The 13,402-nt window shown below is 55.6% G+C and carries 12 protein-coding genes; 10 read left to right on the top strand and 2 right to left on the bottom strand.

Translation table 11 applies throughout. The features are described 5' to 3' along the window. Positions 1–43: 43 nt before the first annotated feature. The 9 genes from KK078_RS11980 to KK078_RS11940 all read left to right on the top strand — a co-directional run bounded on the left by KK078_RS11980 (position 44) and on the right by KK078_RS11940 (position 8,837). Entirely contained in the window at positions 44–1,045 is a 1,002-nt protein-coding gene (locus KK078_RS11980) for a 3-oxoacyl-ACP synthase III family protein (RefSeq protein ID WP_254090515.1), read from the top strand. 17 nt (positions 1,046–1,062) lie between these two features. Further along, positions 1,063–1,287, top strand: a complete 225-nt coding sequence (locus KK078_RS11975) for a hypothetical protein (RefSeq protein ID WP_254090514.1) — start codon at positions 1,063–1,065, stop codon at positions 1,285–1,287. A gap of 111 nt (positions 1,288–1,398) precedes the next feature. Beyond that, on the top strand, positions 1,399–2,709 hold the full coding sequence (locus KK078_RS11970) for a gluconate:H+ symporter (protein ID WP_254090513.1): 1,311 nt from the start codon (positions 1,399–1,401) through the stop codon (positions 2,707–2,709). 77 nt (positions 2,710–2,786) lie between these two features. Next, positions 2,787–3,419, top strand: coding sequence for a PAQR family membrane homeostasis protein TrhA (gene trhA / locus KK078_RS11965; RefSeq protein WP_254090512.1), 633 nt, complete (start codon positions 2,787–2,789; stop codon positions 3,417–3,419). 50 nt (positions 3,420–3,469) lie between these two features. Further along, entirely contained in the window at positions 3,470–3,964 is a 495-nt protein-coding gene (locus KK078_RS11960; RefSeq protein ID WP_254090511.1) for a RidA family protein, read from the top strand. After that, positions 3,951–5,063, top strand: a complete 1,113-nt coding sequence (locus KK078_RS11955) for a D-TA family PLP-dependent enzyme (RefSeq protein WP_254090510.1) — start codon at positions 3,951–3,953, stop codon at positions 5,061–5,063. The genes KK078_RS11960 and KK078_RS11955 overlap by 14 nt, the downstream gene beginning before the upstream one ends. A 14-nt stretch (positions 5,064–5,077) precedes the next feature. Then, positions 5,078–6,148 carry a dipeptidase gene (locus KK078_RS11950; RefSeq protein ID WP_254090509.1) on the top strand — a complete coding sequence of 357 codons (1,071 nt, stop codon included), beginning with the start codon at positions 5,078–5,080 and terminating at the stop codon, positions 6,146–6,148. 84 nt (positions 6,149–6,232) lie between these two features. Continuing rightward, positions 6,233–6,988, top strand: coding sequence for a hypothetical protein (locus tag KK078_RS11945; RefSeq protein WP_254090508.1), 756 nt, complete (start codon positions 6,233–6,235; stop codon positions 6,986–6,988). A gap of 196 nt (positions 6,989–7,184) precedes the next feature. Beyond that, positions 7,185–8,837, top strand: a complete 1,653-nt coding sequence (locus tag KK078_RS11940) for a S41 family peptidase (protein ID WP_254090507.1) — start codon at positions 7,185–7,187, stop codon at positions 8,835–8,837. A 308-nt stretch (positions 8,838–9,145) separates the two neighbouring features. Here KK078_RS11940 and KK078_RS11935 read toward each other — a convergent pair whose 3' ends face one another. Beyond that, positions 9,146–11,308, bottom strand: coding sequence for a glutamine synthetase III family protein (locus KK078_RS11935; RefSeq protein WP_254090506.1), 2,163 nt, complete (start codon positions 11,306–11,308; stop codon positions 9,146–9,148). Positions 11,309–11,912: 604 nt separating this feature from the next. Between KK078_RS11935 and KK078_RS11930 the strand changes: the two genes are divergently transcribed. After that, positions 11,913–12,518 (top strand): hypothetical protein, encoded by a 606-nt coding sequence (locus KK078_RS11930; protein ID WP_254090505.1) that lies wholly within the window; start codon positions 11,913–11,915, stop codon positions 12,516–12,518. A gap of 28 nt (positions 12,519–12,546) precedes the next feature. Here KK078_RS11930 and surE read toward each other — a convergent pair whose 3' ends face one another. Continuing rightward, the gene (gene surE, locus KK078_RS11925) at positions 12,547–13,395 is read right to left on the bottom strand and encodes a 5'/3'-nucleotidase SurE (RefSeq protein WP_254090504.1); all 849 of its coding nucleotides are present in this window, start codon (positions 13,393–13,395) and stop codon (positions 12,547–12,549) included. Between the last annotated feature and the right edge of the window lie 7 nt (positions 13,396–13,402).

Raw genomic sequence — 13,402 nt, 5'->3', positions numbered from 1 at the left:
AAGCCACGACATTTCCCTATTTTTACCTACTAAACTCAATCGAATGCGCTATTCCAGGATCATAGGTCTGGGGCACCACGTGCCGGACCGGGTAATTACAAACGATTACCTCTCTACCGTCATGGACACCAACGACGCCTGGATCGTCGAGCGAACAGGTATCCGCGAACGGCGGTGGATGGACCCTGGACAAGATACCGTGGCCAACATGGCGGCCAAGGCTACCCGCATGGCGCTGGAGCGCGCTAAGCTGAAGGAGACGGACATCGACTTTATTGTCTTTGCCACCATTACGCCCGACTATTTCTTCCCGGGTTCGGGCGTGCTGCTGCAGCGCGAGCTGGGGCTGGACGGAAGCATTGCCGCATTGGATATACGCAACGCGTGCTCGGGCTTTATCTATGCCGTGTCGGTAGCGGACCAGTTCATCAAGACGGGCATGTATAAGAACGTGCTGGTGGTCGGCGCCGAGATCCAATCGACGGCGCTGGACATTTCAACACGGGGCCGCAATACGGCCGTGATCTTTGGCGACGGCGCGGGCGCCGTGATCCTGCAGGCGTCTGATAAGCCCGGGGTGCTTTCTACCCACCTGCACTCCGACGGGCGCTTTGCCGAGGAGCTCTATGTCAAAGATCCCGGCAGCAGCCGTCCGCATGCCGAGCGGCAGCCGGAACAGATCACCGACACTTCTACGTTTAAAGTGGTGATGAACGGTAACCAGGTGTTTAAACACGCGGTAGTGCGCTTTATGGAGGTGATCCAGGAGGCGCTCGAGGCCAACAAGCTGCGCAAGGAAGACATCAACCTGCTGGTGCCGCACCAGGCCAATTTACGCATCAGCCAGTACATCCAGGAGAAGCTGGAGCTGAACGATGCGCAGGTGTATAACAACATCATGCGTTACGGCAACACGACGGCCGCCTCGATCCCCATTGCGCTGAGCGAGGCCTGGGCCGAAGGTAAAATCAAAGAAAATGATTTAATTTGTTTAGCCGCCTTCGGCAGCGGCTTTACGTGGGCTTCGGCCCTGATACGGTGGTAACCCTCTAAACCCCCAGCATGAAGACCCCTTCCTACAACCCAAGTCCGCTTGAAATCGATTTTGCCAACGCGCTCTACATACTCCAAAAGGAACTGGAAAAACACCTGCAGGACAACCAGGTGATCCACGTTGAAAGCAACATCCGCCGCGACAACCCCATGGTGAAGTTCAGCCTGCTGGACAAAGACGGCGACCCGCACGAGATCGTCGTGCGGATCATCCAGATCCCGGATAAGTTCTAGACAGCCGTGTCCGGCAAAGGCCGTGACGTTGGGATAGATGGTGCGACGACTTTCTACTTTTTTCAGTAGATTTCGTTTGCATAACCAACCCTAACCCCACGTTACTGAACGATGTCGCTGGTCATTATCTTCTTTTGCATCGCCTTGCTGGTGGTGCTGATCTCGCTCTGCAAGGTCAATGCTTTCCTCTCTTTTCTCATCATCTCTATTCTGGCGGGCTTGCTGCTGAAGATGCCTCCGGCCATGGTGGCTGGTGCCGTGCAAAAAGGCATTGGCGATATGCTCGGCGGCCTGCTCATCATCATCGTGGCCGGTGCCATGCTGGGCAAGCTGGTGGCCGAGAGCGGCGCCGCGCAGCAGATCGCCTCGTCCATGGTGCGTTTGTTCGGCGAGAAGAATGTGCAATGGGCCCTGATGGCCACGGGCTTTATGATCGGCATACCGCTGTTTTACAACGTGGGGTTTATGCTGGTCGTGCCCCTGATCTTCTCGGTTGCGTACCGCTATAAATTGCCGGCGGTATATATCGGGTTGCCGATGATCGCTTCGCTGTCGGTCACCCACGGCTTTCTGCCGCCGCACCCCTCGCCTACCGCCCTGGCGGAACAGTTTAATGCCGACATCAGCACGACCTTGCTCTACGGTGTTGTCATCGCCATTCCTACGCTGATCCTGGCCGGCCCTGTCTTTACACGCACCTTGCGCGACATCAATCCCCCCTTTAGCAAGATGGCGCACGCAGCGCCCCTGCCCGAAAGCCAGTTGCCGGGACTCTTTATCAGCATCTTTACCTCGCTGCTGCCGGTCATTCTGCTGGGCGTGACCTCGCTCGTTGCCGCCATCGAACCTTCGGCCGCCAAAGTGCCGGTGGTCGCCTTCATCACCGATCCGTCCATCGTCATGCTCGTCTCGCTGGGTGTAGCAACCTTCACACTGGGTCTGGGGCAGCAGATGAAGATGTCGCGCATCATGGATGCGTATGGCGATGCTGTCAAAGACGTCGCCATGATCCTGATGATCACCAGCGGCGCGGGCGCCCTCAAACAGATCCTGATCGAAAGCGGTGTGAGCAGTGAGATTGCCGGCATGCTGGGCGCGCTGGACATCCACCCGCTCGTGCTGGGCTGGGGCATCGCCAGTGTCATCCGCGTGTGCGTCGGTTCCGCCACCGTGGCCGGGTTGACCGCCGCGGGCGTGCTCGCGCCACTGATGGGCACGCTGCATGTCGATCCGAACCTGATGGTGATCTCGGTGGGCGCCGGCAGCCTCATGTTCTCGCACGTGAACGATACAGGCTTCTGGCTTTTTAAAGAATATTTTAATCTGTCGATCCGCGAAACGATCCGGTCATGGTCGTTGATGGAAACGATTGTTTCTGTATGCGGACTGATCGGCGTCATGATTTTGCAGGCGATCCTGTAATAAATTTCGGACGTATGTGGACTTTTTGCCGCAGCGTTGCGTTTGTCCACTGTAGACTTTATTTTCTTAGCATCGCCATGAAAGGAATCCAGACAAAAGCAGAAGAAGTTGCGAATGCCATCACCCATGGGCTCGGCGCAGTATTGGCCGCCGTGGCCCTGGTCTTTTTGATCATCGTCGCCGCCGTCAAAGGCACCGCCTGGCACGTGGTGAGCTTTTCCATTTTCGGTGCCACGATGCTGATCTTATACCTCGCCTCCACGCTCTATCACAGCCTCACACACGACCGCGCCAAGTTCCTCTTCCGCAAGTTCGATCACATGTCGATCTATCTGCTTATTGCCGGCACCTATACACCGTTCTGTCTCACGGCGTTGCAGGGCTGGGTAGGCTGGACCATCCTGGGCGTGATCTGGGGGTGTGCCATCCTGGGCATTGTGCTCAAGGCTTTTTATACCGGTAAGAAGGAAATGCTTTCCACCATTCTCTACGTGGTGATGGGCTGGATGGGCATGCTGGCGGTAAAGCCGTTGTACGACGCCCTGCCCATGAAGAGCTTCATCTTCCTGTTGCTGGGCGGTGTGTTCTATACGGCAGGCACAGTCTTCTTTGTACGCGACAACGTTCGCTACTTTCACGGCATCTGGCACATGTTTGTGCTGGCGGGCAGCGCCGCCCATTTCTTTTCGATCGTAGCATTGCTGGCGTAAGAGGCGATTGCTTATCTTTTGCCTGAATTTCAGGCTTAAACGATACGATCATGCAATCTCTTACCCCCGACCAGCGCTTTGATAAGCTCGGTCTCAAGCTCCCGCCCGCGCCCAAACCCATCGGCGTATATAAACCCTTTCTGATCGTCGGCAACATGGCCTATGTATCCGGCCACGGCACCGTGAAAGAGGATGGCTCGCTCATCATCGGTCGCATCGGCAAAGACATGACGATGGACGAGGGCAAGCTCGCCGCCCGGCAGGTAGGCCTGGCGATCCTGGCCACGTTAAAAGCCAACCTCGGCAGCTTCAACAAGATCAAGCGTGTGGTAAAAGTATTGGGCATGGTCAACGCCGTGTCGGAGTTCGAGCGGCATCCCTTTGTGATCAACGGCTGCAGCGAGCTGTTTGCCGCAGTGTGGGGCGAAGAAATGGGGATCGGCGTGCGCAGCGCGGTAGGCATGGGCACCTTGCCCGACAACATTCCCGTCGAGATCGAAGCGATGTTCGAGCTTACCAACGACGGCGGCAATGAATTTCGTTGAGTGGTACCCCATCCTGAACGCCGGCACGCTGGACACACCCGCCCTGGCGATATATCCTGAACGCGTACGCGAGAACATCCGCATCCTAAAGACTTTCGTACCGAACGTCGGCAACCTGCGGCCGCACATGAAGACCAGCAAGTCGCCGGAAGTAGCCGCCCTGCTGATGGACGCGGGCATCCGCAAATTTAAATGTGCCACCATTGCCGAAGCCGAAATGCTGGCAACGGCCGGGGCACCCGACGTGCTGCTGGCATACCAACCGGTAGGGCCGAAAGCAGAACGCCTGGCGGAACTGGCCGCGAAGTTTCCGGAGACGACGTTCTCCTGCCTGGTCGACAACATGACCGCCGGGCAGCACCTCTCGCACGTCTTTCAGCGTGCGTCCCTGACCATCAGCATCTATATCGACCTGAACGTCGGCATGAACCGCACGGGCATTGTACCCGGCGCGGCCTTCAAGCTGTATACCGCGCTGCTGGAGCTGCCCGGCATCGTCGTGGCGGGGCTTCACGCCTACGACGGCCACTTGCGCGATCCCGACCTGGCGCTACGCACCGCCCGGTGCAACGAAGCGTTTGCAGCGGTCGAGGCGCTCCGCGATACCATCGTGGGCGAGACAGGCATTACACCACGCATCATCGCGGGGGGCACGCCCACGTTTCCCATACACGCCCGCCGCCCGGATGTGGAGTGCAGCCCGGGCACCTTCGTCTATTGGGACAAAGGGTACCAGGACATTCTGCCCGAGCAGCCGTTCCTGTTTGCCGCGCTGGCGGTCAGCCGGGTGGTGTCGCTGCCCACCGCCGAAACGATCTGCGTCGACCTGGGCCACAAATCCATCGCTTCGGAAAGCCCGCTCAACAACCGGGTATATTTTCTGAATGCGCCCGAGCTGGTGCCCGAGGGCCACAGCGAAGAGCACCTGATCCTGCGCGCCGGCGCCGGCCACCGCTACCAGGTGGGCGACATCCTCTACGGCGTGCCGCATCACATTTGTCCTACAGTAGCGTTACACGACCGCGCAGCCATCGTCGAAGACGGCCAGTGGAGCCAGTACTGGTATACACATGCCCGCGACAGGTCCCTGACGGTATAAAAAATAACAACGGTATGTTTATCATCGATGCACACCTCGACCTGGCGATGAACGCCATGGAATGGAACCGCGACTACCGCACGCCGATCGACGTGATCCGCGCACGCGAGCAAGGCATGACCGACAAGCCCGATCGGGGCAACGGCGTGGTCTGTTTTCCGGAGCTGCGCAAGGGCAACATCGGCCTGGTCGTGGCCACGCAGATCGCCCGCTACGTAGCGCCCGACAATACGCTACCCGGGTGGCATTCGCCCGAGCAAGCCTGGGCACAAACACAGGCACAGCTGGCGTGGTATAAGGCCATGGAAGAAGCCGGCGAGCTGGTGCAGATCACCGACCGGGCCGGGCTCGACAAACACCTGGCGTGGTGGAACGACGGCACACCCAATGAGCAGAAACCCATCGGCTATATCGTAAGCCTGGAGGGTGCCGACTCGCTCGTTACCGTACGGCACCTGGAACGTGCCCATGCCTACGGCCTGCGCGCGGTAGGCCCCGGCCACTACGGCCCCGGACGCTATGCGCAGGGCACCAACGCCACGGGCGGTATAGGCAACGCCGGCCGCGCGCTGCTGGCCGAAATGGAACGGCTGAATATTATACTCGACGCCACGCACCTGTGCGACGACAGCTTCTGGGAAGCCATGGATCACTTTCACGGTCACGTCTGGGCCAGCCACAACAACTGTCGCGCGCTGGTGGACCATAACCGCCAGTTCAGCGACGAGCAGCTGCGCGAGCTCATCGGCCGCGGTGCCGTGATCGGCGGCGTGATGGATACCTGGATGATGGTGCCCGAATGGATCCGCAATGTGTCGACGCCGCTCAGCATGGACTGCGGCCTGGAGAAGCTCATCGACCACATGGATCATATCTGTCAGCTGGCCGGCAACGCCGACCACATCGCCATCGGCTCGGACCTGGACGGCGCCTTTGGCCGGGAGCAAAGTCCGTACGATATCGAGACCATTGCCGACCTGCAGAAGCTGCCGGCCTTGTTTGCCAAGCGTGGGTATAGCCAGGCGGACATCGAAAAGATCCTGCATGGCAACTGGCTGCGCTTCCTGCGTAACGCCTGGAAGTAAAAAACGCCTTTTATAGAATAGCGATAACCTGCCGCCGGAAAATACGTTTCACGAGGGTAACCATCACTACCTAACCCAATGGCTATGAAATTTATTTTCCCGTTGCTGATCGCCTTCCTCCTGGGGCTGACCGTATCATCGTTCGCCCAGATCGACACCATCGATACCCGTACCCAAAAACTCAACCTCGCCGCGCTCAAAGAAGGAAAATGTACCTATGCGGTATATATGGAAGACAGCCTGGGGCGCCGCCTCGGCTCGGCGGCACTGTGGGACCGCAGCCTGGATATTCGCCCGGGCGCCGACGGCCGCCAACGGCACTATATTTTCAACTGGGACTGGTACCAGCAGGACACCCTGCTGATGCACGCTACCGCCACCGGCTTGCTGCCGTCGCTCACACCGCTGACGCACTATGCCTCCTATCGCAAACGGGGCAAGGTCTCCTTTCGCTTTCAGGATAACGTCGTGACCATCCCTGACTCGGCGCGGCGCACGCCGCGCGCCAGCACGTTTCGGGTAAAGCTGGATCCGCCGGCCTTCGAGTTTCCCATGGACCTGGAGATCTTCCCGCTCCTACCCTTCAAAAGGGTGGGTCAGAAGTTTGCCATTGCATTCTATGAGCCGGGCACGCCAAAGTCGGATTATTACCTGCTGACCGTAACGGGCAAAGAAGACCTGCCGCTGGCCCACGCCGGCAAGGTCAACTGCTGGCTGCTGCGCATCGACTATGGCCGCGGCGCGTATGCCACCTTCTGGATCACCGACAAGTCGCGGGAGGTGATGAAGATGAAGGAGTATTACAGGGGCCGGTACCGGTACAAAGTACGTTTATACTGAGGCGGGTTTTCCGTAAAAAACCCCGGCGTTATTACGTGGGCGAAATCCACGCCGACAGGCTTTGGAAACGAATTCGGCGGGTTTTGGAAAAGAAGAAAGAATAACATACATCGGGAATGATTTTAGCGTTTAAATGATGAATTTCAAAAGCTGAAAATGCCCTTGTCCGGCGATTCTGCGTAGACCGTATCCGTGCATGAAGACCAACAAAAAAATCCTCCTAGCCTCTGCCCTGCTGATCACCGTGGCCCTGCTGGCCGCCAGCAAGCCTGCCGAGCGGTATTTCGAAATAGCCAAGAACCTCGACATTTTCGCGACGTTGTTCAAGGAAGTCAACGCCTTGTACGTAGACGATGTCAACCCCAATAAGCTGGTCCGCACGGGCATTGACGCCATGCTGAACTCGCTGGACCCATATACCAACTACATTCCGGAAGACGAAGTAGAAGACTTCCGCACCATCAACACCGGCCAGTACGGTGGCATCGGCGCCATTACCCGCGAGATCAACAACCGTACGATCGTGACCATGATCATGGAAGGCTACGGCGCCCAGAAAGGCGGTCTGCGCATCGGCGACGAGATCCTCAAGATCGACGATGCCGAGCTGGCCAAGCTCTCGCGCGAGCAATCCAGCCACCTCATGAAAGGCCAGGTAGGTACGCCCGTAACGCTGACCGTCAAACGCGTGGGCGTGGAACAACCCATCACCCTGCAGTTCAAGCGCGAGAAGATCAAGGTCAACAACGTGCCGTACTACGGCATGGTGGGTACGGATGTAGCCTATATTCAGCTCTCCGACTTTACACCCGACGCGGCCAAAGAAGTAAAGATCGCCCTGATCGCGTTGAAAGAGCAAGGCGCCAAAAGCGTGATCCTCGACCTGCGCGGCAACCCGGGCGGGCTTTTGATCGAGGCCGTGAACATTACCAACATCTTCCTGCCAAAGGGTAAGCTGGTAGTAAGCACCAAAGGCAAAATACCCGAGAACAACCTGAACTACGAAACACTGAACACGCCGGTGGATACGGAAATACCGGTGAGTGTATTGATCAACCGCGGCAGCGCATCGGCATCAGAGATCGTGGCGGGTACCTTACAAGACTATGATCGCGGCGTGATCATCGGTGAAAAATCATATGGCAAAGGACTGGTACAGGTGAGCCGTCCGCTTTCCTATAACTCACAGCTGAAAGTAACGACAGCGAAGTATTATACTCCTACGGGCCGCTGCATCCAGGTATTGGATTATACGCACCGCCGTGAAGATGGCAGTGTGGGATCCATTCCGGATTCATTGAAGAAATCGTTCAAGACCTCGGCCGGGCGCATGGTATATGACGGCGGTGGTATCGACCCGGATATTAAGACCGAATCTCCAGAGGCGCATATGCTCACGCAGATGCTGTTCGAGCGCGGGCTGCTGTTTAATTACGGCACACAGTATGTGCTCAAGCATCCGCAAGCAGTGGATCCGCGCACGTTTACGTTGAGCGACGAGGACTATAAGGAGTTTGCGGTCTGGATGAAGGACAAGAACTATCAGTATAAGTCTTATCTGGAATATGAGCTGCAGCAGTTCACCGAGGAGGCGAAGAAAGAAAAGTATTATACCGATCTGAAAGCTCAGTTGGATCAGATCCAGACACGGATCGCCGAAAGCAAGAAGAACGAGTTGATGATGTATAAGGACGAGATCAAGATGTTGCTGGAAGAGGATATCGTGTCACGGTATCACCTGGAAAAAGGAAGCATCGAGGCCGGATTCAAATACGATGACGACGTAAAGAAAGCTGTTGAAGTCCTCCACAGCAGCGCACAGTATAAGAAGATCCTGAATATGCAGTAACCGCTTGCTGGCGCAGGTCTGAGCGAAGCGGTGACTTGTGCCTATACGGTGGCAGTTTGTAACTGCCGTCAAATCTTCTGCCCGCCAGAAGCAGCACAGTAGTCGCTACCCTAAAACACTGATAAAGCATACATAAAGCATAGATAAAGCAGCGCCTTCCACAGTGCTTTGTCAGTGCTTTATGAATGCTTTATCTATGCTTTATCCTTGTTGTATACCTGGCTTTGACCTGGGGTTGATGGCAGGATAAAATAAAGAACCCCGGCTTTCGGCCGGGGTTCTTGTATCTACAGGTATTGTATGCGGAATTAGCGCAGGAAGAGGAGCTCGCGGTATTTAACCAGCGGCCAGTCTTCGTTGTCTACCAGCAGCTCGAGCTTGTCTACGGCTTCGCGGATGGTCTCAAAGTATTTTTCTTTGATGTCATCGCAGTAGCCGATGGCACGCTTGTGTGCGTCGGTTTCTTTGTTGATGCGCTTGCGCTCTTCGATCATCGCCCGTACGTTGTTTTTGATCGTATCGATGTGACCGGAGATCTCCTTGATCGTTTGTACCACGGCGGTGTTGTCTACGCCCAGGCCTTTCAGACCGTTTGCGTTTTCAATCAGCTTGGTTTGATACGCGATGGCGGTCGGTACGATGTGGTTCATCGCCAGGTCGCCGATCACACGCGCTTCGATCTGTACGCGCTTCATGTAGTTCTCGAGGCGGATCTCGACGCGGGCTTCTGTCTCTCTGTGTGACATGACGCCGTGCTTTTCGAAGAGGGCCAGAGACGACTTCGACAGGTAGGCATCCAGGGCGCGCGGGGTGTTCTGAACGTTGCTCAGACCACGTTTTGCGGCTTCTTTCACCCACTCGTCCGAGTAGCCGTCGCCTTCAAAGCGGATCGCTTTTGATTCTTTGATGTATTGACGCAGTACGTTTACGATCGCGAGGCGTTTTTCTTCACCTTTTTCGATCTCTTTGTTCACGGCGGCAAAGAACTGGTCGAGCTGTTCGGCTACGATGGTGTTCAGGGCAGTCATGGCCACCGCGCAGTTGTCGCTGCTACCGACGGCACGGAATTCGAATTTGTTACCGGTGAAAGCAAACGGCGATGTACGGTTACGGTCGGTTGCGTCGAGGATGATCTCGGGGATCTGGTCGATGCCGAGCTTCATGTACATGTTGTCGCCTTTCTCGATCTTCACATTGCCGTTCTTTTCGAGCTCGTCGAGTACCGCCGACATTTGCGAACCGATGAAGGTCGACATGATGGCCGGAGGTGCTTCGTTGGCGCCGAGACGGAAGTCGTTACCGGCCGTGGCGATGCTGGCGCGCAGCAGGTCAGCGTGGGCGTGTACCGCCTTCACCGTCGTCACGAAGAAGGTGAGGAACATGAGGTTGTCGCGGGCGCTGCTGGTCGGTGCGTACAAGTTCACACCCGTGTCGGTGATCAGGGACCAGTTGTTGTGCTTACCGCTACCGTTGATGCCGGCGAAAGGCTTCTCGTGGAAGAGGATGCGCAGGTCGTGACGGTCGGCTACGCGCGACATCACGTCCATCATCAGCTGGTTGTGGTCGTTGGCCACGTTCACTTCCTCGAACAGCGGAGCCACTTCGAACTGGCTGGGAGCCACTTCGTTGTGACGCGTACGAACGGGGATCCCCAGTTTCCAGCATTCGATCTCGAAGTCCTTCATGAAGGTGTAGATGCGCGAAGGGATCGAGCCGAAGTAGTGGTCTTCCATTTGCTGACCGCGGGCAGGCGGGTGACCGAATACGGAGCGGCCGGCCATGACCAGGTCAGGACGTGCGTCGAACAGAGCCTTGTCTACGGCGAAGTATTCTTGTTCCGCGCCGAGCGAGGCTACTACGTGTTGTATGTCTTTGTCGAAGAGCTGGCATACTTTGGTAGCGGCCAGGTCAACGGCTTTGAGTGCTTTCAGCAGGGGTGCTTTGGTATCGAGGGTCTCGCCGGTGTACGACACGAATACCGTCGGGATACACAGGGTAGCGCCGTATACAAACATCGGCGAGGTAGGATCCCACGCCGTATAACCGCGTGCTTCGAACGTGCTGCGGATACCACCGCTGGGGAACGAAGAAGCATCCGGCTCTTGCTGTACAAGCTCGCTGCCTTTGAATTTTTCGATGCCGGCCAGGGCGTCGAAGAAGGAGTCGTGCTTCTCAGCCGTACCACCCGTCATCGGCTGGAACCAGTGTGTGAAGTGCGAAGCACCTTTGGCAACAGCCCACGCTTTGGCAGCAGAAGCTACCGCGTCAGCCGTTGTTTCGTCAATTTTTTCGTGGTTTTTGATAGCCTGGCTTACCTTTTTAAAGAGAGCCGGAGCCAGTGTGGCACGCATCTGCTCCATTCCGTATACGTTCTCGCCAAAGAATTTGGCAACGTTCGGGTTGGGCAGATCAACATGCACCCGGGAGCGTTCGCTCAGTTTCTTCAGAGCTTCAAATCGTAAATGCGCCATAGGATGGTTGTATAAGGTGGTTGTAAAATTGATCTACAGGGCCCAAATCTATTTCATTTTTTTAACACCTCCCCTACAAACGATGGCAGAATTTTAACTTTTTGTTAAGAACACGTTTGCAGCTAGTTAATTTTTAAGCCACCCCGGCGAAAATTATGAAGGTGTCAGATTTGCGCTTCAAAAGCTGCGAATAAATATGGTTCAATCGTTTATGCCCGGAATATTTTATGCTACAAGAAGCGAGTCATGCGTTTTACTTTGGATAAACGGCCACCTAAAAGAAGAAATACTCATTAGCTTTGCGGGGACGTGGTTAACGGAACGATCCTGTACTGGATTAGTAACAGAATGGCTTTTTTAAGCATTTGAGGGTATTTTTTATACCACCGCTTTAGTTTGCCGCTGGAGATAGGATGTTTATCTTTACACTATACACACAAACCGTTATAAAAACTATGAGCGATCAGGAACGAGAACAATTCATGGAGGCTGCCCGGTTATACAGAGCAAAAGCTACTTCCAGCAAAAGAGCAGCAAGAAAAAATCTTATTGACGCAGGAATTTTCACAAAGAAAGGAAATCTACGTAAGCCCTATAAGCACTTATGTATTCCGCAAGGCCAGGATTGATACTGGCTTTCCATGGTACTGACAAATCCGTTGTTCAAAAAGTTGTTTCAGAAACACAGCATTTGGAAATCAGCTCAAACATCTGGGATTGGCTTGGCCATGGGGCCTATTTTTGGGAAAATAGCCCGACAAGGGCGTTAGAATTTGCTGAAACTTCAAGTAAGCGAAAAGATTCAAAAATCAAGAGTCCTGCAGTATTAAGTGCTGTATTGGACCTGGGATATTGCCTCGATTTGCTTGATTATAAGAATCTGTCGATTCTAAAGGCTGCCTACGAAATTCGTAAGGATATAGTGGAGACCTCTGGTTTCCCGCTTCCGCAAAACAAGCCCTCCAAAGGAGATCACAACGATCTGCTTGTTCGTGAACTGGATTGCGTCGTCATTGAAACGGTGCATGACATCAACCGCAGCAGAAATCAAAGACCGTTTGATTCCGTAAAGGGTGTATTCTGGGAAGGACCGCCGCTTTATCCCAACGCCGGTTTTCGAGAAAAAGACCACATCCAGATATGCATTCGAAACCCCAATTGCATTAAAGGTTTCTTTGTTCCCCGGGAGAAAGCTGAGTTTCCAGGCTAGCCCTTTCTTCGCTCACACCCATGCTGCCTCAAGCCCGGTCTTCCTTGCCCGGAATGCGGTATTCGCTCACCTCGGGGTGAGCGCTGTCGGCGCGGTCGAGAATGCTCCAGTCCTGGTTGAGCAACGGTATGGCCGTGTGGGCCGTCAGGTCGAACTGGCACGGTACAACCGATACATAGTTGTTGGCAATAGCCCACTCGTCGTTGTCTTCGCCTTTGTCAAAGTTTACGAACGCGCCGACCATCCAGAAGTAGCGGCGGCCGTTGGGATCAAAGCGCTGGTCGAACTCCTCCACCCACTTGGCATTGGCCTGGCGGCAGATGCGGATGCCCTGGATCGGTCCCTGGCTCGCGGGCGGAAAGTTGACGTTCAGCGCCACTCCCTTGGGCAGGCCTTTGGCCAGCACCTCGCGGGTGATCTTTTCGATATACGCTTCGGTATGCGAGAAATCGGCATCGTGCGAATAGTCACACAGTGAGAACCCGATCGCCGGCGTGCCCTCGATGGCTCCTTCGATCGCCGCCGACATCGTGCCGGAATACAACACGCTGATGGACGTGTTGCTGCCGTGGTTCACACCGCTGACGACAACGTCGGGCTGACGCTGGCCCTTCAATACAAAGTGACGCGCCATCTTTACACAATCCGCCGGGGTGCCCGAGCACTCAAAGGCCTGCACGTCTTCAAAGATGAAGTTCTCCTCAAGTCGCAGCGACTCCCCTACCGTAATGGCGTGGCCCATGCCCGACTGCGGACTGTTGGGGGCTACCACCAGCACATCGCCGATCCGTTTCATGACATTGACCAGGGTCAGGATGCCTTTGGAAGTGATACCGTCGTCGTTCGAAACCAGGATAAGGGGCTTGGCGTTGCTCATGCGAAAT

Origin of the sequence: Dawidia soli (assembly GCF_018598185.1) — a bacterium.
In the GTDB taxonomy this organism is placed as follows: domain Bacteria; phylum Bacteroidota; class Bacteroidia; order Cytophagales; family Cyclobacteriaceae; genus Ohtaekwangia; species Ohtaekwangia soli.
Note: the sequence above shows the minus strand (reverse complement) of the source record. Positions and strands in the feature narration are given on the sequence as shown.

Coding starts and splice junctions, on each gene's coding strand:
- KK078_RS11980 (WP_254090515.1), top strand. CDS start 44: ATGCGCTATTCCAGGATCATAGGTCTGGGGCACCACGTGCCGGACCGG.
- KK078_RS11975 (WP_254090514.1), top strand. CDS start 1,063: ATGAAGACCCCTTCCTACAACCCAAGTCCGCTTGAAATCGATTTTGCC.
- KK078_RS11970 (WP_254090513.1), top strand. CDS start 1,399: ATGTCGCTGGTCATTATCTTCTTTTGCATCGCCTTGCTGGTGGTGCTG.
- trhA (WP_254090512.1), top strand. CDS start 2,787: ATGAAAGGAATCCAGACAAAAGCAGAAGAAGTTGCGAATGCCATCACC.
- KK078_RS11960 (WP_254090511.1), top strand. CDS start 3,470: ATGCAATCTCTTACCCCCGACCAGCGCTTTGATAAGCTCGGTCTCAAG.
- KK078_RS11955 (WP_254090510.1), top strand. CDS start 3,951: ATGAATTTCGTTGAGTGGTACCCCATCCTGAACGCCGGCACGCTGGAC.
- KK078_RS11950 (WP_254090509.1), top strand. CDS start 5,078: ATGTTTATCATCGATGCACACCTCGACCTGGCGATGAACGCCATGGAA.
- KK078_RS11945 (WP_254090508.1), top strand. CDS start 6,233: ATGAAATTTATTTTCCCGTTGCTGATCGCCTTCCTCCTGGGGCTGACC.
- KK078_RS11940 (WP_254090507.1), top strand. CDS start 7,185: ATGAAGACCAACAAAAAAATCCTCCTAGCCTCTGCCCTGCTGATCACC.
- KK078_RS11935 (WP_254090506.1), bottom strand. CDS start 11,308: ATGGCGCATTTACGATTTGAAGCTCTGAAGAAACTGAGCGAACGCTCC.
- KK078_RS11930 (WP_254090505.1), top strand. CDS start 11,913: ATGTATTCCGCAAGGCCAGGATTGATACTGGCTTTCCATGGTACTGAC.
- surE (WP_254090504.1), bottom strand. CDS start 13,395: ATGAGCAACGCCAAGCCCCTTATCCTGGTTTCGAACGACGACGGTATC.